Origin of the sequence: Paraburkholderia phenoliruptrix, assembly GCF_019511605.1 — a bacterium.
Taxonomy (GTDB): Bacteria; Pseudomonadota; Gammaproteobacteria; order Burkholderiales; family Burkholderiaceae; genus Paraburkholderia; species Paraburkholderia phenoliruptrix_A.
On the sequence record NZ_JAEUAV010000022.1, the window covers coordinates 92,237 to 117,846 of the forward strand.

A 25,610-nucleotide genomic window follows, 5' to 3' on the forward strand; every position below is an offset into this window, starting at 1 on the left:
ATCGGCGCGGATCGACCGACCAGGCACCGCAGCAGGCCTCGCAGATCCAACGCGAGGCAAGGCGGCTGCGTCATCCCCCCGCCGCAACCCGATGTGAGGCGTGGCGCTGCCGCGCGGCGCCTCTGTGACAACCCGCACATTCATGCAAGCCGCATGCTGCTAGACTCATTTTTGACCGCTCCGCCGGAGTCCCGCATGGCTGGCACCGCTCTTCGCGTTCCAGGGTTCAATGCGGCTCGCCATGCGGGCGTTCCGGCCGAGTATTCCGTTGCGCATCCGCTGTGCGCCGCAGTCGCGCGCGCGCCCCGTCACCCGATTGCCGCGATGCCACCATGTCCGCTCTCATGCCCGCCTTTATGCCATCTGTCAGCGAACTGAGTCTGAGCGGCCTGCTGCCGCATCTGGTCCGGGACGAGTCCGGCTGGAGCGCGACATGGCGCGCGCTCACGCTGCACAGCGTGTTCCAGCCGGTGCTGTCGGTCACGCATCAGTGCGTGGTCGGCTATGAGGCGCTGTTGCGCGCGTTCGATCCGGTCGGTTTGCCTGTCTCGCCCGAGGTGCTGTTCTCCGGCACGCGCTCGGCGGCGGACGCGCGCGAGCTCGACCGCATCGCGCGTTGCCTGCACGTGGCGAATTTCATGGAGCAAGGCATTGCCAGCGGCTGGCTCTTTCTGAACACGCGACCACAGGTGTTCGAAACCGGCTGGCCGCAGCGGACCTTTATCGACGAGCTTTCCGCGCATTTCGGCTTGCCGCAGGAGCGCATCGTGATCGAAGTGCTCGAGCAGCCCGCCGACGACGAGTCCGCCGTCGCAAGCATGCTGGCCGCGTCGCAACCGCGCGACTTCCTGATCGCGATCGACGACTTCGGCACCGGCTTCTCGAACTTCGACCGCGTATGGCGCTTCCGCCCGGATATCGTCAAGCTCGACCGGTCGCTCGTCGCGCGCGCCGGCAAGCGCGAAGGCGACGATTCGATGATCGGCCATCTGATTGCGATGCTGCATCAGTCCGGCACGCTGGTGCTGGCCGAGGGCGTCGAAACGGACGAGGAATTGATGATCCTGATGCAGGCCGACGTCGATTTCGTCCAGGGTTTCTGGCTTGGCCAGCCTAACGGTTCGATCGAGGCGGCCACGGCGGACGTGCCCGCGCAGATCGCGTCGATGTGGAGCAAGTTCGCCGACTACGAGCTTGCGCACGCGCGCCACAAGCAGCTAGGCTTCGAGGGCTTCGCTGAAGCGGTAGCCGCCGCGGCCGGGGTATATCAGGCGACCGGCGATCTGGCGCAGGCGGCGCAGAAGGTCTGGCATCTACGCGAAGCGCGCCGCGTGTTCATTACCGACGAGCATGGTCAGCAGACCCAGGCATCGGTCACGGCCGCGTCGGTGCCGACGCTCGCGCAGCGGCTCGCGCCGCTCACGGGCGCCGCACGCAGCAACTGGTCGCGGCGCTCATATCTGAAGCACGCGCTCGCCGCGCGCGGCCGGGTCGCGATGATGGGCCCGCATTACTCGCTCGCGGACGGCGACGACTGCTACACCGCGGCGCTCGCATTCGAGCGCGAAGGCAACACGCACGTGCTGTGCGTCGACTTCGTGCCGATGGCGTCGACGGGGCCGACGGGCGCGACGAGCCGACGCAGTTAGTCGGGTCTGGCGCGGCAGCGCGCGCCGGCGGACGGCCTCGTTGATCGCTGGTGGTCTATAGTCGGTCGCTCATTGATCTATCGTTGGTCGCCGGTTAGTCGCCGGTTGATCCGCCCGTCAATCGCTCACGAATCGTCGACCCGCGCGCGGCCCGACTTGATCTCGCTGCGGCGTGACTTGCCTTCGAGGCGCCGCATCTTCGATGCGCGCGTCGGCCGCGTTGCAACGCGAGGCTTGCGCGTGACGCTCACGCTCTCCACGAGCTCGTCGAGCCGCGCGAGCGCCGCCGCGCGGTTCAGGTCCTGAGTCCGGTGCTCCTGAGCCTTGATGACCACCACGCCGTCGCGCGTGATGCGGCGGTCGGACAGCGCCAGCAGACGCATTTTCAGCACGTCCGGCAACGACGAAGCGCGCACGTCGAAGCGCAGCCGAATGGCGCTCGAAACCTTGTTGACGTTCTGGCCACCGGCGCCCTGCGCGCGTACCGCGGTCAGCTCGACTTCGTGCAACGGAATGGAATAGCGGGATGTCATGGTGCTGCCAGTGTATACGGCGATGCGGAGGCGGCGCGCCGCTAACGGCCGCGCGCCGCCTCCGCGATTCGCGCGGCGAGACCGGAGTCGCGCTGCGTCGGCGTTGCAATCGCCTGCGCCAGCACGGCGCGTGCGCCGATAATCTCGACGCGCTCGCGAGCCCGCGTGATCGCCGTATAAACCAGTTCGCGCGAGAGCACCCTGCTGAAGGCGGGCGGCAGCATCAATACCGCGTGTTCGAATTCCGAGCCCTGCGACTTGTGAACGGTGAGCGCAAATGCGGTGTCGTGCGGCGGCAGTGCGGCCGGCGACACCGCTCGCAACCCGCCGTCACCGGTCCTGAAGTAAACCCGCAGCGTGCCGTCCGCGCCCGGCAACGCAATGCCAATGTCGCCATTGAAAAGTCCCAGCGCATAGTCGTTGCGCGTCACCATTACGGGCCGCCCGGCGAACCACTGCGCGCCGACTGCGAGCGTGATACCGGCCGCGCGCCGCACCTGCGCTGCCATCGACGCGTTCACCTGATCGACGCCGCGCGCGCCCGAGCGGGTCGCACATAGCACACGAAAGCGATTGAGCGCGTCAAAAAGCGGCGATGGGTCCGGCGTGGCCTGGGCGAGCGCGACGGTCAGCGCGTCGGCATACGGCCCAAAACCGGCGGCGAGGCGCTCGACGGTGCGCTCGGCGAGTGTCGCGTGCGTGTCTTCGTGAAGCGCGGCCGCATGTTGTGTGGCGTCGGCGAGCAGCACTTCCAGTGCGGCGCTCGCCTCGCCGTTGCGAATTGCCAGCGACAAGCGGCCAATCGGCGAGTCGAGCCCAAAGCGATAGTTGCGCTCAAGCCAGACGACGCAATCGGCGAGCGGGTTGAGCGGTCCGGAGGATGACTGGCCGGGCACGAAGCTGCCCGCGTCGGTTATCCGCTCAGTGTGCAGGTCAGCTCGCTCGGCAAAACCTTCGCTGCGTGGTTCGCGCGAGTCGTGTGCTGGATCCAGTCCGGCGAACAGATCGTCGGGCGGGCCGTCGCGGACGTCGGGTGGGTAATCGACTGTGTCGTCTGGCTGCGCCCAGTAGTCCGGCTGTGCGTCCAGGCTGCTTGCCGGTTGCGGCAGCGAACGCGTGAGCCGAGCCTCGTCGATGCCCAGCGCTTCGGCAATTCGCCTCACGCCGCGCGCGCTGAACGCCGCTCGCGCGCTCAACTCGGCAAACACAGCACCGGCTTCCACCGCGGCGAGCTGGTCCTTGTCGCCGAGCATCACGAGGCGCGTATGCGGAGCAATGGCGTCGAGCAGATGAGCGGCCATCGCGACGTCGATCATCGACGCCTCGTCGATCACCACCACGTCGTAAGGCAACGGATTGTCGCGATGATGCCGGAAGCGCCCGCCCGGCCCCGAGCCGAGCAGACGATGCAACGTATAGGACGTCTGCGGCAGACGCGCGGCCAGTTCGGGCGGCAAAGCGTTAGCGCGCGCGAGCAAGGCTTCCTGCATGCGTTGCGCCGCCTTGCCAGTGGGCGCAGCAAGCGCGATCCGCAGATCGGCGCGCGCGTCCAGCAGGCACGCGAGCAGGCCGACCACAGTCGTGGTCTTGCCCGTGCCCGGACCGCCGCTGACAATGGTGAGACGTCCGGAGAGCGCCATGACCGCGGCCACGCGCTGCCAGTCCACTTCGTCGTCCGCCGGAGGGCCGAAGTAACGCAGTAGCCGCTGGTGCAGGGTTTGGGGGGCGCTGGTGTTGGTGGTCGAGTTGGCGCCGGCGGCCGCGTCGGCGTCGCCACTGATACCGGCGCCCGCTCTGCCGCCAACGTTGCCGTCGGCATTAGCCTCGGCTTCGCCCGCCGCATGTCCGACCAGCGCCCTCGCCAGACGCCGCTCGAAATCATAGTAACGGGCGAGATACAAGCGGCCCTGCCCGTCTATAACGAGCGGCCGCAGCGCCGCCGTGGCGCGCGCCCCGTCGCTCGCCATGCCGCTCGCAAACAGCGCAGCGCGCACCTCGGCGGCGGACGCGTCGAAACGATGCGCGAGCGCCCCGAGCGGCACGCATACGTGCCCTTCGGCTGTCGCGCGGCTCGCCGCGAAAGCCGCGCGCGCCGCCCATTTCACCGCCTCGCCCGAGGCTCCGCCGCGTCGCGCCAACGCGCCGATGCGACGCGCGAAACCCTCCGCGAGCGCAATACTGAAATCGGCCGGCGCGGGCAGATTGACGCCGATATCCTCCAGCAGCAGCGGCGCGGCTGCACCCTGATCGAACGTGCTCATACGCCGCCCCCGATCATTGCCGCGTCGAGCAATGCCACGAGCTCGAACGCCGGCCGTCTCGCATGCACGCCGGCCGGGCCTTGGGCGTCGCGCCACTGCGGACGCACGCCGCGCACGAAAAGATACAGATATCCGCCAATATGCGTCTCGTACGAGTAATCGCGCACCCGCGTTTTCAGGTAGCGATGCAAAGCCACCGTATAAAGCAGCGCCTGCAGGTGATAGGCGTGACTCGCCATCGCCGCTTCGAGCGGCGCGGCGGCGTAATCTTGCGCCGTGTCGCCCAGATGGTTCGACTTCCAGTCGACGATCCAGAAACGCCCGTCATGCTCGACGATCATGTCGATAAATCCCTTGACGAAACCCCGCAGCATGCCCGGCTCCAGCGCCACGTCCGGATAGCCGTGGCCGACCAGCAACTCGCGCAGCGCGGCGAAGTCGAGCGCTGGAGCGGCGAACAGAAACTCCAGTTCGTTCAGACGCCGCCGTGGATCCAGCTGCCGAAGCCTCATGCCGTCCACGAGCTCCGTGTCGACCACGTCTGCCAGCAGCTTGTGCATCATCGCCGGCAGATGCGCAGCAAGCTCGGGCGACGCCGGTGCGGGGCGCTCGCGCAACGCACCGCGAATCGCGTCCGGCCAGCTCTCAGGATTGCTGAAGTCCGCCAGTTCGAACATCCGATGCAGGCACTCGCCAGCAGCGGCTCCGCGCGGGAAGCCGAGAATGTCGTCGGCGGCAAGCGACGGAGTCTGCACCGCAGACGGCGGAATCAGCAGCGGCGTTGCCGCAAGCGCATCGGCCAGTTCGTCGTGATCCGGGCGCACTTCCTCGAGCGGCGCCTGAGCTTCCTCGGCCTTGCTGCCCGCGGCAATCAGCCCGCTGAAACTCGCCATGCGCCACTGATCGCGCAACGCACGGCGACTCGCGCGAGCGCGTTTATCCACGCCGCTTTCCAGCATGCTCTCGAGCGGCACGCGTCGCTCCACCTTGGGCAGCGGCTGCAAAGCAATCGGTCCGCCCGCGAGCGCCTGCCAGCGCGCCGACAATGCTGCTTCGTCCGGCGGCTCGGCGAGCCAGCCGTCGAAGTCATGGCCACTGCCAGCCACCAGCCAGTTCAATACGCTGCGCCGCGATTCCTTCGTCGAGCGCGACGACAGATACGTGCCGGCGACCAGATAACAGCGGTACACCGCGCGCGTGAGCGCGACATAGACGAGCCGCGCCCGCTCGGCCGCCTGCTCGCGCGCGGCGTGACGGGCCGCGCGCTCGGCCTCTTCGTCGTCGCAGCCGTAGTGCAGCACTGCGCCGCCGCCGTCGTCGTGATACTCGCGTGCGTCCGGCAAACCCGACGAAGGCGGCTCGCGCAACCCGCCGTCGTTGAGAAACGGACAGAACACGACCGCATATTCGAGCCCCTTCGACTTGTGCACGGTGACGATCTGCACGAGGTTGCGGTCCGACTCGAGCCGCAACTGCGCTTCTTCCCCGCCGCCCTGGGCGCGCTGCGCGGCGAGCCAGCGCAAGGTCGGCGCAATGCCCGGCTGCGTAGCTGCGCGCGCCTGCACGAGTTCGGCAAGATGATTGACGTTGGTCAGACGCCGCTCGCCGTCCGGCGCGGCGACTAGTCGTTGCGCGACGCGCAGTTCGCGCATCAGCGTGCGCCACATCACGGCAAAGCCGCGCTCGTGCCAGAGCGTGCGATAGCGCGAGAAGCGCTCGACCCAGCCCATTGCGTCGGCGGCATGCGCGGGGTCGTTGGCGACAGCGGGCGCGTCCGCAACCTGTTCGAGACGCCAGAGTGCGGCGGCATCGAGTCCGAGCCAGTCGGTTGCGAGCGCAGCGCGCAGACGGCGCAGGTCGCCGGGCGTGTCGACAGCGGCGAGCACGCGCTCGATCTGCTCCGCGTCGGGCGTTGCAAACACCGAGGCCTGCGCCAGCTCCACACTGCCGACGCCCCACGCCGCCAGCACCCGTTTGATCAGACTGCCCTGCTTGTGCGTTTGCACGAGAACCGCGATATTGCCGGGCGCGAGCGGCGCGTCGCCGATCGCCACGGTGCCCTCCCGCGCGCCGCGCAACAGCCGCACGATCTCGGCCGCGCACGCTTCGCTCGCTTCGCGCTGCGCCTCGCGCTTGGTCAGCGCACGCTCGCCAGGCGGCAATAGCCAGATGCGCAAGTCGCCCTCGCCTGCCTGCGGATCGGAGAAAGGCGGCCTGCGCCGTTCGCCCGCGCGCACCGGCTGATAGTCGAGCCCGTCCAGCACGAAGGCCCGCGGATTCGCTTCGAAAATGCGATTGCAAGCTTCGACGATGGGCGCCGTCGAACGCTGATTGACGGCGAGCGTATAACGCGCCGAAGCCGACTCGCGCGCGGCCAGATAAGTATGCAGGTCTGCCGCGCGAAAACTGTAAATAGCCTGCTTCGGATCGCCCACCAGAAAGAGCGGCCCTGCCGGCGAGAAAATGCGGCTGAAGATCGCGAACTGCAGCGGATCGGTATCCTGGAACTCGTCGATCAGCGCGGCCGGATAACGCGCGCGCAATGCCTCGGCCAACCACGGGTGCGCGGCAAGAGCCCGATACAGGTTCGACAACAGATCGTCGAACGAAACGACGCGACGCGTGCGCTTGCGCGCCACCAGCTCGGCAGGCGCGTAGTCGAGCCAGATCTGCACCAGTTCAAGCCAGCGCGCGCGCTGCGCCGCTTCCGCCGCGACGACGGCCGCAGCGAGCGCTTCGGCGTGCTCGAAGAACGCGTGCTCGGGCGGATCGAACTTGACCCGCGTGGCCTTCTTCAGCGCGGACGCCGTCAGCTTGAGGGCGGCTCGCGGCGGCGGCGCATGGCAATCGCCTTGCGCGAAATATTCGGTCCAAGCGGCAATCGCGGCGCTCACGTGATCGGGCTTGTGAGAGGTCTTGCTCAAGCGGTCCTGTGCGTCGGCGAGCAGGCTCACAATCGCATCGCGCTCCGCATGCCACAGCTCGCACGCGGCGTCGAAACTGGCTTGCGGATCGGCGCCCGCCTGCGCGCCCGCGGTTCCCCAGCGCAATTGGGCCAACGGCTTCTTCAAACGCCGCGCAAGCTGTTCATCCAGCGACGCGGGGCCCGCGCGCTTTGCCACCAGCCACGCTGCGAAAGCAGGATGCGCGTGCGCGACCGGCTCGATCTGCTCGCGCCAGAAATCGGCCGCCATTTCGAAGCGCAACGCGGCGTCGTCGGCTTCCATTTCGAACGCGAACGGCATGGCAGCCGCGAACGGCGCCTCCTGCAGCGCGCGCTGGCAGAACGCGTGAATCGTGTGGATCGCCGCCTGGTCGAACGTGCGCAGCGCGCGGCGCACGACCTTGGCCGCCGCCTCGCGGTCGACGCCGCGCTCAGGCGCCAGCGTCGTTTCGAACAGCCGGCGGATGAACGGATCGCCGCCGTCGTCGTCCATTTCGATTGCGCGATGCAGCTCGGCAAGACGCCCGCGAATGCGCTCGTGAAGCTCCGCGGTCGCGGCCTTCGTGAAAGTCACGACGAGAATCTGATCGGCGTTCAGATTTTTTTCGAGCAGCAGGCGCACGTAGAGCGCACAAATGTTCCAGGTCTTGCCGGTTCCCGCCGACGCCTCGATCTGATTGACGCCCTCGAGCGAACACGCGAAGACGTCGAGCTCTTCGGCCACTGACGCATGACGATGCAATGCGCTCATGAGGCGCTCCGCACATGCTGCAGCAACGGCTTGAACACGATGGACGCGAGACTGCCGAACGGTTCGTCGAGCGTAAGCGGCGTGCCTCGCAGCGCAATGCGCAAAGCCGGGTCGTCCGACTCGCCGCGCACGCGGTCGTTGATCCATACGCCCTGCGCCGCCGAGTCGCTCTCGCTCACCTTGGCCCACGCGCTTTTCGGGAAAAAGCGCAGCGGCAGTCTGCGCCCTGCGATGAAAAGCGCAGCGAGCGGCGCGAGTTCGTCGAGCGGTGCCGCAACCGGCGCGAGCTCGAAGCTCTCGCCGCTGCCATGCCAGACCGTGCGGCGCGGACCATCCGGCAGCGCCGCGCAATAGGCGAGATGCGCAAGCCAGGCCGAGAGGTAGTCGCGCGCGGTGGGTTTAGCGTAGCGAAAGATCACTTGCCCGCTTCCCGTCAGCAGATTCAACGTGCCGTGCAATTGCAGCGGCGCTTCTGCGGCTTCGCGAAGCGCTTCGTCGTGGCGGCCGAAAAGCTCGCCCGCCAGCTCGGCGCGATCGGGCCAGCGCGGCGCGACATCCAGCACGAACGGCAGGCGTCCCACACCCGAAGCCACCTCGCGGCGCACGCTGTCGGCCAGTTGCCGCAACGCGCCGAGTTCGCGCGCGCGCCACACGGCGCCGGTCGCACCGCCGGGCAATTCGGGACTCGCCTCGGCCACGCGCCGCACGCGTTCGAACACGAGCTCGCCGTCTTCGCTGTCCGTATCGAGCAGCACTGGCAACAGACGCTCCGCCAATGCATCCCGCCCCGCATAGTCCAGTTCGAACGGCTCGGTGTCGAGCAACTCGCCTTGTGCGTCGGACAACACAATGCCGAGGCGATCGCGCAGCAGCGCGCGCGCCGGATGACGCCAGAAACGCACAAAATCGTCGAACGCGACGGGGGCGGACTCTTCCGGCGGCAGCGGGTCCTCGAAGAACGGCGCGGCGTTTTTCGGCTGCGGCGCGGCCAGCAAGGTGGCGAGTTCGGCGCGATCGGCGTCGTAAGTGAAAAGCTCGGGCTGCGCGGCGAAGTACTCGGCTGCGAACGCCTGCAGCGGATGATCGACAATGAACGCGCGGCGCGCCTCCTCGACCTGCGCGGGACTCGCACCCTCGCCCGCCGACACCTGCGCCAGATAATCGAGCAACTCGTCGACGAGCGCAGCCGGCGGCAACGGCGCATTGTCGCGAATGCTGCGCCCCGTATAAGCGATAAAAAGACGGCTACGTGCGGCGAGCAGCAGATCGAGAAAGAGATTGCGCTCGCCGTCGCGGCGCTGTCTGTCGCCGGCCTTGCCGAAGGCCGCCATGAGGTCGAACTCGTCGGCACGCGCGAGGCTCGGCAGCACGCCGTCGTCCATGCCGAGCAGACAGACAACGCGGTACGGCAAGCCGCGCAGACTGGTGAGCGACGAAAAGGTCACGCTGCCCCAAGGCACGCCGCCGCGTGCAGGGTCGTCGAGCGCCTCTGCGAGCGCGCCGCGCACCACTGCGGCGGGCATCGTGACTTCGCGCGCGCCGGCCTGCATCGCGTCGCTCATCTTGTCGATCGCGTCGCGCAACGCGGCAAGCGACTCCGCGAACTCCACGCCGCCGTCGAAACACTGCCCGAGCGTGTCGAGCAGCAACTGGGTCCACTGCGCAGGTGTCTGTTCGCTCGCGCAACGGGTCGCGAAGGCGTCGATGTCGTCAACGAAACGCGACAGACGGCCGAGCAGTTCTGCGTCAGAGCCATCCGCGCCCGCGACCGGCAGCCATGCGTCCACGGGCTCGCCGCCATCGGGCATCGCATAGCCGAGGTACAAACGGGTCAGCGCATCGGCGAGCGTGTGACGCGGCACCGGCACGTGCTCGCCGCTCGGCTCTTGCGGCGCCAGCCCGCGCCGCGCGCCGGCCGCCGCGAGCCATTCCTGCGCCGCTTCGAGCGAACCGGCGTCGATGCCGTAACGCACCGCGACCGCGTCCACGCGCAGCCATTCAATCAGATCCGGCGCGCCGACACTGCGCTCGGGCAACGCGAGCCAGTCGAGCAACAGACGCGCAACCGGATTGGCCTGCGAAGGCGGCAAGCCGGTAATCCGGTACGGGATGCGGCGAGTGTCGCCGGCTGGCGTTGTGCCGAACACGGCGTCGATCAATGGGCCGGCGGCAGCAAGATCGGATACCGCGACCAGCACGTCGGACGGCTGCAGGTCGTCGAATTCGTCGAACCACCCAAGCAGTCGATCGTGCAGCACTTCAAGCTGCCGCGAGAGGCTGTGGCACACATGAACCTCAATGCCATGCTCATAAGGCAATTCGTCTGCCTGCGTCTCGGAACGCAGATCGAGAATGCCGTTCTGCACGGCGGCCAGCCAGCTCGGCTCGGGATTTTCAGTGAAGTCGCCGGTCTCGCTCGAGGCCGCGCTTTCGGTGAGTTCATGCAGCATGTGCAACTGCGCCTGCGTTTGACGGCCCCATTCGGCAAGCAGCGGATGACCCACTTCCTGATAATCGAGCCGGCCGGCTGCGTCGAGCGCCTGCTTGCGGCCTTCGCTCACCACGTCGAACCAGAATTCGCGGCACGGATTCATCACGTACAGACGCACGTCCACCCAACGCGACAACGCACGCAGCAAGGCAACGTGCAACGGCGGCATGGTGGGCAGCGCAAACACGCTCACCGCTTCGGGCCAGTTCGCGTTTGCAATCGCGTCCAGGTCGAGCGTGACGATCTCGTCGAGAAACCGGTAGGCAGGCGGCAGCGCGGCCGCGGGCGTTCGTGCATCGCCGGCCAGTTCGGTCAGCACGGCACGCCACAGCGCCGCCTGCCAGCGCTCGTCTTCGCGCGCGGCCTCGCTTGCGCCGACGAGGCGCGGGCCCGTGTCGTCCGCAGCGCCGCTCGCGAAAATCGAACCGCCCTTTTGCCATTGCAGCAGCCATTCCGGGCGATAGGTCAGATAGTGGTCGAGCACGGTTGCGACGCGGCGCGCGAGTTCATAGCGCATGGACGGATCGGCTGCGTCCAGATAGGTGCGAAGACGCGGCGACTCATTCCACGGCAATGCCGGGTCTGCGCTGCCCAGCAGCCGGTAACAACGCCACACGAGCCGATCCGGCGCGAACGGCGAATGGCGCGGCACCTCGATCACGCCGCCGATCTGTGCCCACAGCCATTGCGCGAGATAGCCGAAGCTGACGTTCGCGCAGATGCCCTGGCGCGCGGCAATGTCCAGTTCGAGCCGCCGCCGCACGGCTGCGCTCGGGACGATCACGGGCTGCGCGGTCCATGGGTCGGACGGCGCTTGCCCGAGGTCGTCGAGCAGCGCCCTGACAAGCGTTTCATAACGGTTCGAATAGAAGATCTGAAGCATGGGTCCCGGCAAGGCGGCGTGGCTTTGCCGCGTTCGCGACAAACGCGCGGGCCGCGGCAGACATTGAAGCGACAGCATAACAAAGCCGCTCGCCGCGCAGAACCTGGCCGAATGGACGAGGTCAGATCAGACACAAAATCAGTTAGACTCGTCGGCAGTTTTGCGGCTGTCCGCGAGCTTATGCCGTCCACCGCCCGTCCACCGTTTTTGTCAGTGAATAAAACCAGGCAGTCGATGCGCTATTCAGTCGAAATAAAAAAATTCGTCTACAGCCAGTATTTCTATGGCGGCCTGCGCATCGCGGTCGGCGTGTCCCTGCCAGCGGTGCTGTGCCTGATCGTGTTCAACAATCGCGAGCTCGGCTTCACGATTGCAACGGGCGCGCTCGGCGCATGTGTCGTCGACATGCCCGGCCCGCTGAAGTACAAGCACAACGAGATGCTGGCGTGCTCGGTGATCGGTTTTCTGGCCGCACTCGCCACCGGCCTCGCCACCGTGAACCCGGTGGCGCTGTGGTGCACCGTGGTGCCGCTCACCTTCCTGCTCTCGCTGATCGTGGTGTACGGCAACCGCTGGCCGCAGATCAGTTTCGCCACGCTGTTCATGATGATCATGACGCTGGAGGAGCACTTCACTCCGGTGCAGGCGCTCGTCAATGCGTCGTGGATTCTCGTCGGCGGTCTCTGGTACACGTACTGGTCCACTGCCGTGAGTCGCTGGATGATGCATCGCATCGAGCAGCAGGCGCTCGCTGAAAGCGTCTTTGCATGCGCCGACTATCTGCTCGCGCGCGCCGCTTTTTACGACCTCGACAACGACCTCGACGAGTGCTATCGCAATCTCGTCGACAAGCAGATCGCCGCGGTCGAGCGGCAGGACGCGGCGCGCGACATCGTGCTGCGCAATCTGCCGAAGCTCAAAAGCGGCAAGCTCGAGCCGCGCCGCGCAATGCTGTTCAATCTGTTCATCAACACGGTCGATCTGCATGAGTTGTTCGTGGGCGCGCATACCGACTACCCGCTCGTGCGCAACACCTTTGGCGGCACGGACCTGCTGGTGTTCTACCGCGACCTGATCCGCAAGGCCGCCGCGGACCTGGAGGAAATCGGGCTCGCGGTACTGCAGAACCACGCGCCGCGCACGCGCGTCAACGTTAAAGCGGAACTGCGCGCAATCGAGTTCGAGATCGAAGTGATGCGCAAGCAGGAGTTGCCGTCGAAGAACCCCGAGGCGTACTCGGCGGTGTCGTCCACGTTTCGCCGCATCTGGAGCGCCACGCGTCTGATCGACAAGATGCGCAGGAGCCTTTCCGGCGATCCGCGCAACACCGAAACCGAACTGCGCCTCGACCAGGCGCTGAACCGCTTCGTCTCGAGCCGCCGCGTACCGTTCGGCCAGATTTTCTCGAACCTGACGATGGCCTCGCCGAGCTTCCGTCACGCGCTGCGCGTGACGATTGCGGTCGCGGTCGGTTTCTGGCTCGGCCGCCTGCTGCCGCTCACCAACGCCTACTGGATCGTGATGACCACGGTCATCATTCTGAAACCCGGCTATTCGCTCACCAAGCAGCGCAACGGCCAGCGGATCGTGGGTACATTGATCGGCTGTGCGGCGAGCATCGCGCTAATGATCTTCGTGAAGGAACCGCACATTCTGCTGGTGGTGATGTTCGCGTCCATGGTGATGAGCTACAGCCTGCTGCTCTTTAACTACACCGCGAGCGTGGTGTTCACTTCCTCGTATGTGTTGCTGATGTTCCACCTGCTCGCGCCGGGCAGCATGCGGATTATCGGCGAGCGCGCGATCGACACGGTGGTGGGCTGCGCGATAGCGATTGCCGCGAGCCACCTGTTCCCGTACTGGGAATATCGTTTGATGGGTAAGCTCGTCAACAACGTGATCAGCGCGACACGGCAGTTCCTCGAAGCGAGCTGGTGGTGGAGCGGCAAACCGGCCGCGGCGGTGGTCGATACCGTGACCGAGGCGGGCGCACGTGCGCCGCTCGCGGCGATGGCGGATGCCGCGGTCGAGTTCGGCAAGCCCGCGTTGGCTGCGGCGAACAGACCGGTGCGAGCGGCAGGCACAGCGGCGAATCCGACGGCAAATCCAGCGGCGCATCCAGCAGCAAATGCAGCGGCGCGCGCCGCGGAGGACACGGTCGCCGCCACCGCCGTTACGACGATCAGCAATCCGACAGCTTCAAAGCCCGTAGCCGGCGCGTCCGCCGCAGCAGCCGCTGCCGCGACCGCGCTCGATCGCGACTATCGTTACCGCCTTGCGCGCAAGAATGTGCACGTCGCGTTCGCTAACCTAGGTCAGGCGTTTCAGCGGATGATGCTCGAACCGAAGTCAGCGCAGAAGTTCGTGCCGGAGCTCAACGGGCTGCTCCTGCGCAGCCACGTGCTTGCTTCGCAGATCACCGCGGCCGCGCCGCTTTTGCGCACCTCCGCGCAACAGGCCGACAGTGTGTCGCTGCAGCCGTTGCAGCGGGCGCTGAGCCACGTGCGCGACAATCTGACGGAAGCCGAGGCAGGGACGGCGCCGCCCGCCGACCAGGCCGAACGGATCAAGATGCTCACGCGCGAGCTCGACACGATGGTGGTCGAGGCGGAAAAATCGCCGGACTATTCCGCGGATGCAGTGCACGACATCAAGCTGCTTGCCCATCAATGCAAACAGATGCTTGCCGCGGCCGCGCTCATTCGTAAGGACGCGAGCGTGATTCGCCTGCCCGATCAGTGAAGTGGTTCGCGCGCGTGCAGCGCACGGGCGGGGGTGGTGATGCAGGGTTCGTCATGCGTTGCGGCTCATGAGCGGTGACCGATTTGCTGCGCCGCTTGGGTGGCGCCTCGTGGGTCGCGCCCCAAACCTTGCGCCTTGCCCGCGTGCCTTCAGCCTTCTGCCCCGCGCCAACGCCACCCGCGGGCATGCACCGTGACCGCGACCAGCCTACTGGGCGGTGCCGCTTGCCGGTTTGGCAGCCGTCGCCGCCGCGCTTGTCGCCGTGGCGGCGGCCGCGCCCGATGAAATCGAGGCGGCCGGTGCGTTCTCGCTGTCGAACTCGCGCTTTTCCTTGATCGCGTTGTAAAACAGCGTGGCGATCACCAATAGCACCGCGACGACAATAAATACGGCGATGCCCAAGGTCGGGTTCTTCTTGCGCGGCGGTTTGTTCATGAGACGGCTCGGACCGCGAGGCAATCGCGGAAGATAGCGGAGAAGGCGGCATTCTACGCCGGGACGCCTTGCACTCGCCTTGCAGTCCGCAGAGTTCGGCGGTGTCGGCGCGTGGACCGTCACACGCTATAGCGCACCGGCAGTGCCGTCGAATACTTGATCTGCTCCATCGCGAAGCTCGAACTCACGTCGTACAGCGGCACGGCCGCAATCAACTGTTTGTACACGCGGTCATAGTCGTCGATGTCGGACACCACCACGCGCAGCAGGTAATCCGTCTCGCCGCTCATCCGGTAGACCTCGACCACCTCGGGAATGTCCTGCACGGCCTGCGTGAAGGTTTGCGCCCACTCCTGCGTGTGCTGGTTGGTACGCACCGCGACAAATACCGTGGTGCCCACCCCCAGCTTGCGCGCGTCGCAAAGCGCCACTTGCGCGCGGATCACGCCGGTTTCCTTCAGTCGCTGCAGCCGCTTCCAGCATGGCGTTTGCGAAAGATTCACGCGCTGCGCCAGTTCGGCAATCGGCATGGTGGCGTCTTCCTGCAACAGCTCCAGCAACTTGCGGTCGATGATATCCATTCCCATCGTCTCACCCCTTTAGCAAATTATTCTACTTTTCGAATTGACAGGGGAATTATATGGAAACTCTTTCTCCCGACAAAACGGTATAACTTTCGGACCTAAAAACGCGGCAGTTCTTGCCCTTCAAACCACCGTGGATCACAACCTGTATTCCTCCGCCCGGTCACCCGAGTCGTTTGCGCAAGCGTGCGCCACTAACGAACTACCGTTGCGATCGGGCCGCCACTTGCCCTTGGCCCGTCTGTGCAATGCGATCGACGCGATGTTCGGAGCCTGCGCCCATTTACCCGAGCCGTCGCATTCGAGCTTCTTCGCGCGCAGCATGCGCGTTGCGCTCCAGGAAGCTGCTGCGGACGCCGAGCTGCTCACGCCCGCGCAACGCGAGGGCTCGCTCGAAACCTACCGTCGTCACCTGCTGGCGGCCGATCCACAAGGCCGTTATGCGATCGCCGCGCTAGTCTGGCTACCGCATCAGGCGAGCCCCGTGCATGCGCACCACACGTGGTGCGGCTATGCGGTGATAGAGGGCACGTTGCAAGAAACGGTTTTCGAATGGGACGACTCGCAGCAATGCGCGAGCGTCGCGCGCAGCCAGGCGCGCACGCCGGGCGCGGTATCGTTCGTGAGGAGCGGCCGCGGCAGCATTCATCGGCTGGGAAATTGCAGCGATGCACCCGCCGTGTCGTTGCACATCTACGGCGTGGCTGGCGCGCACATCGGCACCCATGTAAACGACGTGGTGCGCGTCGCGCCCGCGCTCGTTTGAGCGCGAGGTGGCATAAAGCGCAGGAACCAGGCAGGCGCCAGCAGGCGCGAAATTCCGCGCCTTCCCCTTTCACCGCCCGGTCCTAGCCGGAACGATCAGCTCTTGCCCTCGCCGGCAGTCGGAACCTGCGGCGGAATCGGCGCGGTCTGCGCAGTGGCCGCAGGCGCGGGCCGCGGTTCGTGCGACACGTCGCGCGCCACGACATCGGCCGCATGCGCGCCGCGCATCGGAAGGGCTTTTTCCACGTGCGGGCGCGCATGGTCGTGTGCGTGAGCCTGTTCGGGCGCAACGGCTTCCGGCACTTGCGGCATGTCTTCGCCGTGCCACGGCTGTCCCTCGCTGTCTTTCGACGACGTGTACAGGCGCATCTGCGGCACTGGAATCTCGATGCCCGCTTCGTCCATCTTGCGCTTGAGCCGCAGATTGAACGCCCGCGCCACGCTCCACTGCTGCAGCGGCCGCGTCTTGATCTGCCCTTTGACGACCATCCAGTTCGGATCGAAACGGTCGAGGCCCCACACTTCGATGGGCCCGAGCATTTCGCGCCGGTAGCGGAAGTCGGCCATCAGGTCGGCGCCGACTTCGCGAATCATCTGCGTGATCTGATCGACATCGGTTGAAAACGACATGCGTACTTCGAACACGGCGTAGGCGAAGTCGCGCGACAGGTTCTTGACGATCTTGATCTGCGAAAACGGAATGGCGTGGATCGCGCCCTGGCCGTCGCGCAGCCGCACCGTGCGGATCGACAGTTGCTCGACGGTGCCAGCATGGCCGCCGTCCACGTCGATCCAGTCGCCCACCGAGATGGTGTCTTCGATAATGATGAAAAGCCCCGTGATCAGGTCGGTCACGAGCGACTGTGCGCCAAAGCCGATGGCAAGGCCGATCACGCCCGCGCCCGCCAGCAGCGGCGTCACGTTGATGCCAAGATTGGCCGCCGTGACGATGCTCGCGATCGTCATGATGCTGACGAGCAGCACGTTGCGCACGAGCGGCAACATGGTGCGCGCCCTCGTGCTCGGGTTGCGCGATTTGTTGCGCGCGCTGCCGGGATTGAGCGCCTCGGTAATGGCGGTGTCGACGAGAATCCACAGCAGCCACGCAATGAACACGGTGGCGACGATTGCCGTCACCGCATGCGCGATGCCGCGCGCCGCGACGTTTTCCTCGACCACCGCGGCAAGCGAAACGCCCCACAAACGCGCCGCCAGTTCAAAGAAAAACAGCCAGATGAAAAGCGTCAGCAAGGTGCCGCAAAAGCGCAGCAGCCGCGTGAGATACGGCGAGCGGCGCCGCGCACGCGGGCTGCGCGGCCGCGTCATGCGCAACACGATCGCCGAGAGGAAAAACGCGAGCACCAGCAGCAGCGCGGTCACCACCGAAATCTGCAGCACGTTCTCGCTGGTGCCGGAGCCGCCAAGCGTGGCGACCACGGAGGCCGTCGCCAGCACCAGCACCGGCAGGTGCCAGAGCGCCGCGAGCACTTCGAACGCGTCCGTTGCGGCCTTGTGATCGTTGCGCTGCTCGTAGGGCCGGTTGCGGATCAGATGCGCGACCGGCCTGCGGAACGCGAGCGCGAAGTAGCCGGCGAGCACGGCGGCCGTCATGTTGCAGGCCGTCGAGATGAGCGCGGCCAGATTGGTGCCGAGCTGATGCGCGACATCGTAATTGACGGCGGCGTCGCCGAGCGCGCCGAACACGCCGACCGCGAACAGCAGGCGCCGCGCGTGATCGATGAGCAGGCGCACCGCGACGCGCCGGTGCCCGGAGCCGAACAGCGAAAACATGATCAGGCAAATGGCCGAGAACACCGCGCCCGCGACAATCGCATACGCGACCACCATGCCGAGCGTGCGGCCGAGCGCATCGGGCATGGCGCGCACGAACAGCAGCGCGGCCACGAATGCGATGATCCACGGACCCACGCGTCGCAACGCGAAGACCAGCAGCTCGCGGGTGGTCGGATTGGGGTTGAGTCCCATCACGATGCCAAGCCGCCGGTACAGCCGGTGCTGCAGATAGATCAGCGCGGCGGCGCATGCGCCCCAGCCGGCCAGCATCGCGAACATCGACAGCAGAATGCGACCCAGGCTCTCGTGGCCCTGACCGGAGATGATCGTGTAAAGCTCGTTGCCCGCGGCGTTGAAGCGCCCGCCCCAATAGCGCACCGGCGTGCGGCCCTCATGCACGTCCGATTCAAACGACGCGATGCCCGACGCAATCGCGCCGAGCAGGCCGGGGCTCGGCTGCGCTGGCGCAGGCGCGAGCGGACCGACGGTTCGCGAAACGTCGCGCAGTTTCTTCAGTTGGGCGACGAGCGCGGTGCGCTGGCGGTCGTTGTCGAGTGTGGCGATCACGCTGTCGAGCGACCGGGCGATCTCGGCCTGGCTCGCGGGCGACGGCGCCGACGCGGCGTCCGCGGCCGACGCGCCCGAGGCCTGCGAGGCCGGCGCGACAGTCGCGCTGTTGATCAGACTTTGCAGCGCCGGAATGACCGGCGTGCTAGTGCCGCTGCTGGTGCTGGCGCCGCCGGCGCCGCTACCCGCGGCCTGCGCGCCGACGGGCACGCCGGCGCCGGTCGCCAGCAGCAAAAGCGCAACGCAGATTCCGGCCAGCGAGCCGCCGAAGCGGCGCGGACCCGGCGCGCGGGCGCGGGCGCCGCCGCACAGCAAGCGTCCGATGTGAGCGAAAAGAAGAAAAATTGCAGCGTGAATCGAATCCGGCCCGCCGTTTGACGGCGCAGCCTCGATTTCACGCCGCGACGGGCATGACTGCATGGCAATCCGTGAGAAAACGGGAGCCGCCAGTGTAGCCTCTGTTTGCACGCCGGCAACCTGACATGCGTAACGGATTGTTAGGGGGCTTGCATGAATTCACCAGTGCGGCCCGCGATGCAAAGCCGCAGAGCCTGCCGCGTCGCGCGGCGCGGTTGCTGCGACCCGCGCCGCGAGCCGGCCGCCGTCAATACGCGACAGTGGCGATTTGCCGAATGAAACGGCCCTGTTCAAGTTCGTCGACAAAGGCAATCGCGTAGTCTTCGGCGGAAATGCGGCTGTTGCCCTGCGCGTCGGCGATGAGCGAGTTCGTGCCGGTGCGGAACGTGCCGGTGCGCTCGCCGGGCGCAATGATTGCCGCCGGTGAAAAGAACGTCCAGTCGAGGTCGGCGACGCCGCGGTAATAGCCGAGCGCATCGCGATGAGCGAGCGCGACCGCCTTGTAGGCTGGCGGAAAACCTTCGGTATCGACGAGCTGTTTGCCCGGCGCGACTTCGAGCGAGCCCGCGCCTCCGACCACCGCCAGCCGCTTCAAGCCCGCCGCCCGCACGCCTTCGACGAGCGCGCGCGTGGCCTTCTCGAGCGCGCCGACATCGTCATGCGGGGGCGCGTAGGCGCTTGCCACGACGTCGTGACCGCGCACCGCCGCGGCGACGCTCGCCGCATCGAGCAGATCGGCCTGCGCCGCCTTCAGGTTCGGCTCGCCCGTGGGCACGCGCGCCGGGTTGCGCACAAGCGCCGTCACCTGATGCCCGCGACGGGCCGCTTCTGCCGCGATTTGCGAACCAATCATGCCGGTTGCTCCGAACAATGCGATCTTCAACTGTTTGCTCATCTGACTGCTCCGGTGAGTGTTTAATTGTAACTATGACGATTACATAAATTGATAAAAAAAAGGGCGTGGGCCCCGTGCATCATTGCCAGAAACCGATTGCCGCCGCTTCATTGGAACTTGAAGCGTGGGACTCGAAGCCGGCGGCTTCTTTACCAGAACGCGCCTCACGCGTGCGGTCGCCGCTTGCGCTCCCTCGCCCGCTCGACGCGGTGCAAGTCAGCCGTTGCGTCAGCCAGCGTGCGCTGCGCGAGCGACGCCTCCATAGCCTGCTGCGCTTCGTCGATGACTCCGCGCAGCACGACCTGGATGTTGCGTCCCACCATGCACGCCGGATTCGGCTCCTCGCGATGCAACGCGAACAACTGCGCGTCGTCCACCGCGCGGTACACGTCGAGCAGCGAAATCTGCTCGGGTGCGCGCGCAAGCAACGCGCCGCCGCCCGCGCCGAGTTGCGAGGTGGTCAAGCCGGCCTCGGCAAGCATGGTCAAGAGCCGCCGGATAAGCGCGGGATTCGTGTTCACGCTGCCCGCGATCATTTCCGACGAAAGCGGCGTGCCCTCCTGCAACGACAGCAGCGCCAGCACGTGCACCGCGAATGCAAATCGGCTACTGGTGTTCACGACAACCCGCCCTGCAACGACAATGTGTAACCATAGTAATTACATTTATAGGGGCTGTCAAACGGCCGCGCATGCACTCTCGCGTTGGGCAGCCCCTGCCCCGACGCAAGGCAGTGGACGGACTACGCGCGCCTCACTTGTCCATCTGTTTCTGGGCATCGCCGCCGTAGCTGGATCCGGACGATGAAGCGGCCGCGCTCGTGGACGAGGCCGAGCTTTGCGCCGACCATTGCTGCAGCTTGCGGCCCGCATTTTCGAGACTCTGGCCGGTCAGCGACGCGGCTTTGCCGAGCTGCGCCTGAGCCGCGCTGGCGGCGTTTTGCAGGTTTGCCTGCGCGCTGGAGGCAAGCGCATCGGGATTGATCGTGACCGAAGGCGCCGAAGCCGATTCGATGTTCTTCTGCGCGGCCGAGCTCGTCTCGTCGACTTTCTTGCCGACGTAGCTCGCGGCCTGGTCGAGCTTCTGGGCCGCAGCCTGCGCCGCGTCGTTCAGCTTACCGGCAACCTGCCCCGCCGACGCGTCGTTCTTCTGACAGGCCGCGAGGCCGCCGAATACCAACACGACCACCGCGGCACGGCGCAGCATCGGTGCGAGAATGGATGAAGTCATGTGTGTGTTTGGACCGCGCAACGCGGCCTTGCTGACGAAAACGCGCTCATCATACGCTGTTGCCGGTGCCTGCCGCGCAACGGCTTCATGCCCGACAGATCGACGAGGCCGGCGCGCCGCGCGCAGTCGCGGTTCTGTCAACACAGGTGCGGTAGACTGGCTCCACGCAACGAGCGTTCGCAGTGTTCCCTTGTTCAACCGGAGACATACGATGGCGGCAAAAAAGATTCTGTTTCTGACCGGCGATTTCGCCGAGGATTACGAAACGATGGTGCCGTTTCAGGCGCTACAGGCAGTCGGACACGTAGTCGACGCGGTGTGTCCCGACAGGAAAGCCGGTGAGCGGATCAAGACCGCGATTCACGATTTCGAGGGCGATCAGACCTATACCGAGAAGCCAGGGCATCTGTTCGCGCTGAATGCATCGTTCGACGACGCCGATCCGCGCCAGTACGATGCGCTCGCCATTGCCGGCGGGCGCGCGCCCGAGTATCTGCGGCTCAATCCGAAGGTGATCGAGATCGTGCGGCAGTTCGCCGAAGCCGGCAAACCGATTGCGGCCATCTGTCACGCCGCGCAACTGCTCGCCGCCGCCGACGTGATCCGCGGCAAGCGTATTTCCGCTTATCCAGCCTGCGCGCCGGAAGTGAAACTGGCGGGCGGCGAGTACGCCGACATTCCTGTCGACGCCGCGATCACGGACGGCAATTTCGTCACTGCGCCGGCCTGGCCCGCTCATCCCGAATGGCTGCGTCAGTTCCTCGTTCTGCTGGGCACGCGCATCGAACTTTGAGCCAGTGCAAACGCCGCGCGCCGCCAGGGCTGGGGTGCGCGGCATTTGAGAGTCGTCCTATGGTTCACGCCGGAGGGCCTTCCTATAGTCACGGGCTGACTTGGGGAGCGCTTTTCGATGGAACTGATCGACTGGATCGTTATTCTCGCCGTCACGTTGACGGCAATCGCTTTTCGCTGCGCCCGCACACCGGCCGGCTGGGGCCGCGAAAACCGCGCGCGGCGCATCGCCGGCACCCGCCTGCTGGTGCAGGCGGCCTGCGCGGTGTGGGCCGCGTTGCTGATCGTCGCGCGCTGCGTGTTCGCGCTCGACGGGCTGCTCGGCCTGCGGCCCACGCCTGCCCAGGTGACAGTCATCGTGGCTATTCTGCTGGCGTGCGGTTGCTACTGGTCAATTCGTGGCCAGCGGCTGTTGAAGTCGCGACGTCTCTTTGCTTCCTGTTGAGCGGCGCTGTCCGGCGCTGTTCGATGTAGTCTGACGCGGCTCGTTGCCGCTCGTTGCCGCTCGGTCGTGCTGACCCTGCCCGACCTGCCTGACCTCTCAGGCACCGTCACCGTCCGGTCCGGAGATTGCCCGGATTGTTCATTGCGTGATCGTTGGCCGCGAGAGAAGCCACGCCCGCCGCCGCTTCATTCGCTCCACGTGCTTCGCGTGCCTGCCGCGCTTCAGCTTCATTCATGGCCGAAGCACGCGCGCCCGCCTCGGGCAGCGACAGATAGAACGTCGTGCCCACGCCTTCCTCTGATTCAGCCCACACCCGCCCGCCGTGCCGCTCGACCACACGCCGCACCAGCGCGAGCCCGATGCCTTCGCCCGCGGCCGCCGTGCCGTGCAGCCTCTGGAACGCGTTGAATAGCCGCGGCAAGGCGATGCCCGGAATACCCAGCCCGTTGTCGCGCACGTAAAAAATCCGCAACGACTGTACGCCCGGCGGCGCCGGCGTGGTGCCGATTTCGATCCGGCCTTCACGTGACGGGTCCAGGTAGTTGACCGCGTTGCCGATCAGATTCGCGAACACCTGTTCGAGCGCGGTCGGATCGCCCCATACGGCCGGCAGGTCGCCCACCTGCACCTGGGCCCGCCGCGCGCGAATCGACCCTTGCATGGCGTCGACCACGCGAGGCACGATGTCGCGCACCTCGACCTTCTGATGCCGGTATTCCACACGGCCAATGCGCGAGAGCCGTAACAATGCGTCAATGATGTGCGACGCGCGCAGCACTGCCGTCTGCAGATAATGCAGCGCCTCGCCGATGTCCTCGTCCACCACGCGGGCGATGCGCTGCCGCGTCTGTTCGTCGATGGACGAACTGCCGACAACCGCGCGCAGTTCGTCGCAGGCGCGGATCAGTTCCTTCGAAAAGCCTTGCAGATTGACCAGCGGCACGCGCAGATCGTGCGACACGCTGTAAATGAACATCTCGTTTTCCTGCGTCTGCTGCCGCAGCGTCTCGTTGATGCGCGAAAGCTCGTCCGCACGCCGAGCAAGATCCGCCTGGAAGCGCGCCTGGATGCGCTCCGCCTCGAGCAGGCGTCGGCTCGTCTCATGCAAGGTCAGATCGAGCCGCGCGATCTCGTCGTGCCCCGAGCCGCTCGAGCCGACCGGCGCGAGCGGCTCGTTGCCGGCGAGGCGCCCGGCATTGTCCGACAGCAAAGCCAGTCGGCCGCGCAGGCCGCGCATGAATAGCCACACGGCCAGTGCCACGAACAGCAGCGAACCCACCACCGCCGCGACGACCAACAACTGCTGCCGCTCACGCGCCGCGTCGGCGGCATTGGCGCGCTGGGTTTCGAGACGCCTCTCTTCCGCCTGAAAGGCGGCCACCTGCTGGCGAAACCGGTCGAGCACGTCGGTCTGGGCGAGCTCGTTAAAGCGCCTGACGATGTCGTCGTGGCGTCCCGAGCGGAGCAGGTCCTGGATGCGGTCGGACCATTGCCGGTACGCCTGCACCGACTGACGCACCCGCACGACCCGCTCGACCTGCGCCGGGTTGTCCGACACGAGCTCCGCCAGCTGGTCGATGCGCCGGTCGACGTCGACCCACACCGACAGCGGCGTGATGAAGCGATTGTCGTCGGCAAGCACCGCCCCGCGCAGCGCGACCGACTCGCCGAGCACCGGATCGAGAATCGACGTGGTCTGGCGCAGCACCTCCTGGCCATGCACGGCGCGGCGCTCGGCTTCGGCAGCGTCGGACTGCGCCTTCACGAGTCCGGACAGAAGCGCCAGTTCGAAGACCGCCGGAATGGCGATCAGCAGCAGGCCTTTAGTGGTGAGTCGCATGCGTGCGCATTGGAGAGAGGAGCCGGCAGTCGTGCCCGGGACGGGACATTATGTCGGCGTTTGTCTTGGAAACAAAGGGTCGGGCCACGGCAAGAGCGTTCGTCTGCCCTTTCCGTCGCCGCGTTCTCGCCACGCACTGCGGCGGACCATACCGCCGGCTGCGTGGGCGGGTCGCTTGCCGGTACCCCGGGCGAATTTTGACCTATTGTGGATCGCACGAACCAAATCGGGACGTTGACGCACTCCTATTGTGCCTTTTATGTTCATAAGAGGTGCGCGAAGCGGGCAATTCGCGACCTACGCTGCCTCTCGTCCGCCCATTACGGTGCGGTTCCGCACTGACCGCGAGCTTTCCGCACCGTTTTGGCCCGCTTCTTGCATTCGATGCCGGCTTTTTTGGCATAAGCGGAAACAATCGATGGAAAGCTTCAAAACCGGCACCGACACGCTCTTTCTCCTGCTCGGGGCCGCGATGGTGCTCGCGATGCACGCGGGATTCGCATTCCTCGAGCTCGGCACCGTGCGCAAGAAGAACCAGGTGAACGCGCTGGTCAAGATTCTGGTGGACTTCTCCGTCTCGACGATCGCGTATTTCTTCATCGGCTACACGATCGCGTACGGCGTGCAGTTCTTCGACAACGCCGGCACGCTGGCGGCGCACAACGGCTACGCGCTCGTGCGCTTCTTTTTTCTGCTGACGTTTGCGGCCGCGATTCCCGCGATCGTCTCCGGCGGCATTGCCGAGCGCTCGAAGTTCAATCCGCAGCTATTCGCAACGTTCGTGCTGGTGGGCTTCGTCTATCCGTTTTTTGAAGGCATTGCGTGGAACGAGCGCTTCGGCGTGCAGGCGTGGATCGCGCAGACCTTCGGTGCGCCGTTCCACGACTTCGCCGGCTCGGTCGTCGTGCATGCGTTCGGCGGCTGGGTTGCGCTGCCCGCGGTGCTGCTGCTTGGAGCACGTCATGGCCGCTATCACCGCGACGGCGGCGTCGCCGCGCATCCGCCGTCCAGCATCCCCTTTCTCGCGCTCGGCGCATGGGTGCTCGCGGTCGGCTGGTTCGGCTTTAACGTGATGAGCGCGCAGAGCGTCGACAGGATCAGCGGCCTTGTCGCCGTCAATTCGCTGATGGCGATGGTGGGCGGCACGCTGACCGCCTGGCTCGCGGGACGCAACGACCCCGGCTTCACTTACAACGGGCCGCTCGCCGGGCTGGTGGCGGTGTGCGCCGGCTCCGACCTGATGCACCCGCTCGGCGCGCTCGTGACGGGCGGCATTGCCGGCGTGCTGTTCGTCTACATGTTCACCTGCGTGCAGAACCGCTGGCGTATCGACGACGTGCTCGGCGTCTGGCCGCTGCATGGTCTGTGCGGCGCGTGGGGCGGGATCGCGGCTGGCATTTTCGGCTTGCGCGCGCTCGGCGGCATGGGTGGCGTGTCGTTCGGCGCGCAGGTGCTCGCCACCCTCGGCGGGATCGCCGTGGCCACGCTCGGCGGCGCGCTCGTGTACGGCGCAATTCGCCTGACGGTGGGCTTGCGGCTCGATCAGGAAGACGAATACAACGGCGCCGACCTGTCGATTCACAAGATTTCGGCGACGCCGGAGCGCGAGAGCCTTGGGTGAGCGATGGTGTGGGGTAGCTAGGGGCTTGGGG

At 66.3% G+C, this 25,610-nt stretch carries 17 protein-coding genes; 6 read left to right on the forward strand and 11 right to left on the reverse strand.

Annotated features, from left to right (window positions below; translation table 11 throughout):
• Window positions 1–332 precede the first annotated feature (332 nt).
• Window positions 333–1,649, forward strand: coding sequence for an EAL domain-containing protein (locus JNB89_RS23660; protein WP_223216840.1), 1,317 nt, complete (start codon window positions 333–335; stop codon window positions 1,647–1,649).
• A gap of 125 nt (window positions 1,650–1,774) precedes the next feature.
• Here JNB89_RS23660 and arfB read toward each other — a convergent pair whose 3' ends face one another.
• From arfB to recC, 4 genes are read right to left on the reverse strand one after another with little or no spacing between them, the layout of a single operon-like run.
• Window positions 1,775–2,182, reverse strand: a complete 408-nt coding sequence (arfB, locus tag JNB89_RS23665) for an alternative ribosome rescue aminoacyl-tRNA hydrolase ArfB (RefSeq protein ID WP_220363798.1) — start codon at window positions 2,180–2,182, stop codon at window positions 1,775–1,777.
• Window positions 2,183–2,223: 41 nt separating this feature from the next.
• Window positions 2,224–4,443 (reverse strand): AAA family ATPase, encoded by a 2,220-nt coding sequence (locus tag JNB89_RS23670; protein ID WP_220363799.1) that lies wholly within the window; start codon window positions 4,441–4,443, stop codon window positions 2,224–2,226.
• Window positions 4,440–8,138: an exodeoxyribonuclease V subunit beta gene (recB, locus tag JNB89_RS23675; protein WP_220363800.1), complete on the reverse strand. Its 3,699-nt coding sequence runs from the start codon at window positions 8,136–8,138 to the stop codon at window positions 4,440–4,442. Before recB ends, JNB89_RS23670 begins: the two co-directional genes overlap by 4 nt.
• A complete protein-coding gene (recC, locus tag JNB89_RS23680; RefSeq protein WP_220363801.1) occupies window positions 8,135–11,512 on the reverse strand; it encodes an exodeoxyribonuclease V subunit gamma in 3,378 nt (1,125 codons plus the stop codon). The genes recB and recC overlap by 4 nt, the downstream gene beginning before the upstream one ends.
• Window positions 11,513–11,746: 234 nt before the next feature.
• Between recC and JNB89_RS23685 the strand changes: the two genes are divergently transcribed.
• A complete protein-coding gene (locus JNB89_RS23685) occupies window positions 11,747–14,254 on the forward strand; it encodes an FUSC family protein (protein WP_220363802.1) in 2,508 nt (835 codons plus the stop codon).
• A gap of 207 nt (window positions 14,255–14,461) precedes the next feature.
• Here JNB89_RS23685 and JNB89_RS23690 read toward each other — a convergent pair whose 3' ends face one another.
• On the reverse strand, window positions 14,462–14,689 hold the full coding sequence (locus JNB89_RS23690; RefSeq protein WP_027212274.1) for a hypothetical protein: 228 nt from the start codon (window positions 14,687–14,689) through the stop codon (window positions 14,462–14,464).
• A 119-nt stretch (window positions 14,690–14,808) separates the two neighbouring features.
• Window positions 14,809–15,276, reverse strand: a complete 468-nt coding sequence (locus JNB89_RS23695) for an Lrp/AsnC family transcriptional regulator (RefSeq protein WP_013339585.1) — start codon at window positions 15,274–15,276, stop codon at window positions 14,809–14,811.
• Window positions 15,277–15,535: 259 nt separating this feature from the next.
• Here JNB89_RS23695 and JNB89_RS23700 point away from each other — a divergent pair, with 259 nt between their 5' ends.
• Complete coding sequence (locus JNB89_RS23700) at window positions 15,536–16,039, forward strand: cysteine dioxygenase family protein (RefSeq protein ID WP_223216841.1); 504 nt, start codon at window positions 15,536–15,538, stop codon at window positions 16,037–16,039.
• Window positions 16,040–16,134: 95 nt separating this feature from the next.
• Here JNB89_RS23700 and JNB89_RS23705 read toward each other — a convergent pair whose 3' ends face one another.
• From JNB89_RS23705 to JNB89_RS23720, 4 genes are all read right to left on the reverse strand, one after another.
• The gene (locus JNB89_RS23705) at window positions 16,135–18,819 is read right to left on the reverse strand and encodes a mechanosensitive ion channel family protein (RefSeq protein ID WP_220363804.1); all 2,685 of its coding nucleotides are present in this window, start codon (window positions 18,817–18,819) and stop codon (window positions 16,135–16,137) included.
• A 184-nt stretch (window positions 18,820–19,003) separates the two neighbouring features.
• On the reverse strand, window positions 19,004–19,651 hold the full coding sequence (locus JNB89_RS23710; protein WP_013339588.1) for an NAD(P)-dependent oxidoreductase: 648 nt from the start codon (window positions 19,649–19,651) through the stop codon (window positions 19,004–19,006).
• Window positions 19,652–19,815: 164 nt separating this feature from the next.
• On the reverse strand, window positions 19,816–20,271 hold the full coding sequence (locus tag JNB89_RS23715) for an Rrf2 family transcriptional regulator (protein WP_013339589.1): 456 nt from the start codon (window positions 20,269–20,271) through the stop codon (window positions 19,816–19,818).
• A gap of 133 nt (window positions 20,272–20,404) precedes the next feature.
• Window positions 20,405–20,881 carry a hypothetical protein gene (locus JNB89_RS23720; protein ID WP_013339590.1) on the reverse strand — a complete coding sequence of 159 codons (477 nt, stop codon included), beginning with the start codon at window positions 20,879–20,881 and terminating at the stop codon, window positions 20,405–20,407.
• A gap of 211 nt (window positions 20,882–21,092) precedes the next feature.
• On the opposite strand from JNB89_RS23720, the gene JNB89_RS23725 reads away from it, so the two are divergent.
• A complete protein-coding gene (locus JNB89_RS23725) occupies window positions 21,093–21,674 on the forward strand; it encodes a DJ-1/PfpI family protein (RefSeq protein ID WP_013339591.1) in 582 nt (193 codons plus the stop codon).
• Between the two features lie 117 nt (window positions 21,675–21,791).
• Window positions 21,792–22,118, forward strand: a complete 327-nt coding sequence (locus JNB89_RS23730; protein WP_135893925.1) for a hypothetical protein — start codon at window positions 21,792–21,794, stop codon at window positions 22,116–22,118.
• A 106-nt stretch (window positions 22,119–22,224) separates the two neighbouring features.
• Here JNB89_RS23730 and JNB89_RS23735 read toward each other — a convergent pair whose 3' ends face one another.
• Window positions 22,225–23,958 carry a sensor histidine kinase gene (locus JNB89_RS23735; RefSeq protein ID WP_218742002.1) on the reverse strand — a complete coding sequence of 578 codons (1,734 nt, stop codon included), beginning with the start codon at window positions 23,956–23,958 and terminating at the stop codon, window positions 22,225–22,227.
• A 418-nt stretch (window positions 23,959–24,376) separates the two neighbouring features.
• On the opposite strand from JNB89_RS23735, the gene JNB89_RS23740 reads away from it, so the two are divergent.
• A complete protein-coding gene (locus JNB89_RS23740) occupies window positions 24,377–25,579 on the forward strand; it encodes an ammonium transporter (RefSeq protein ID WP_220363805.1) in 1,203 nt (400 codons plus the stop codon).
• The last annotated feature ends 31 nt before the right edge of the window (window positions 25,580–25,610 follow it).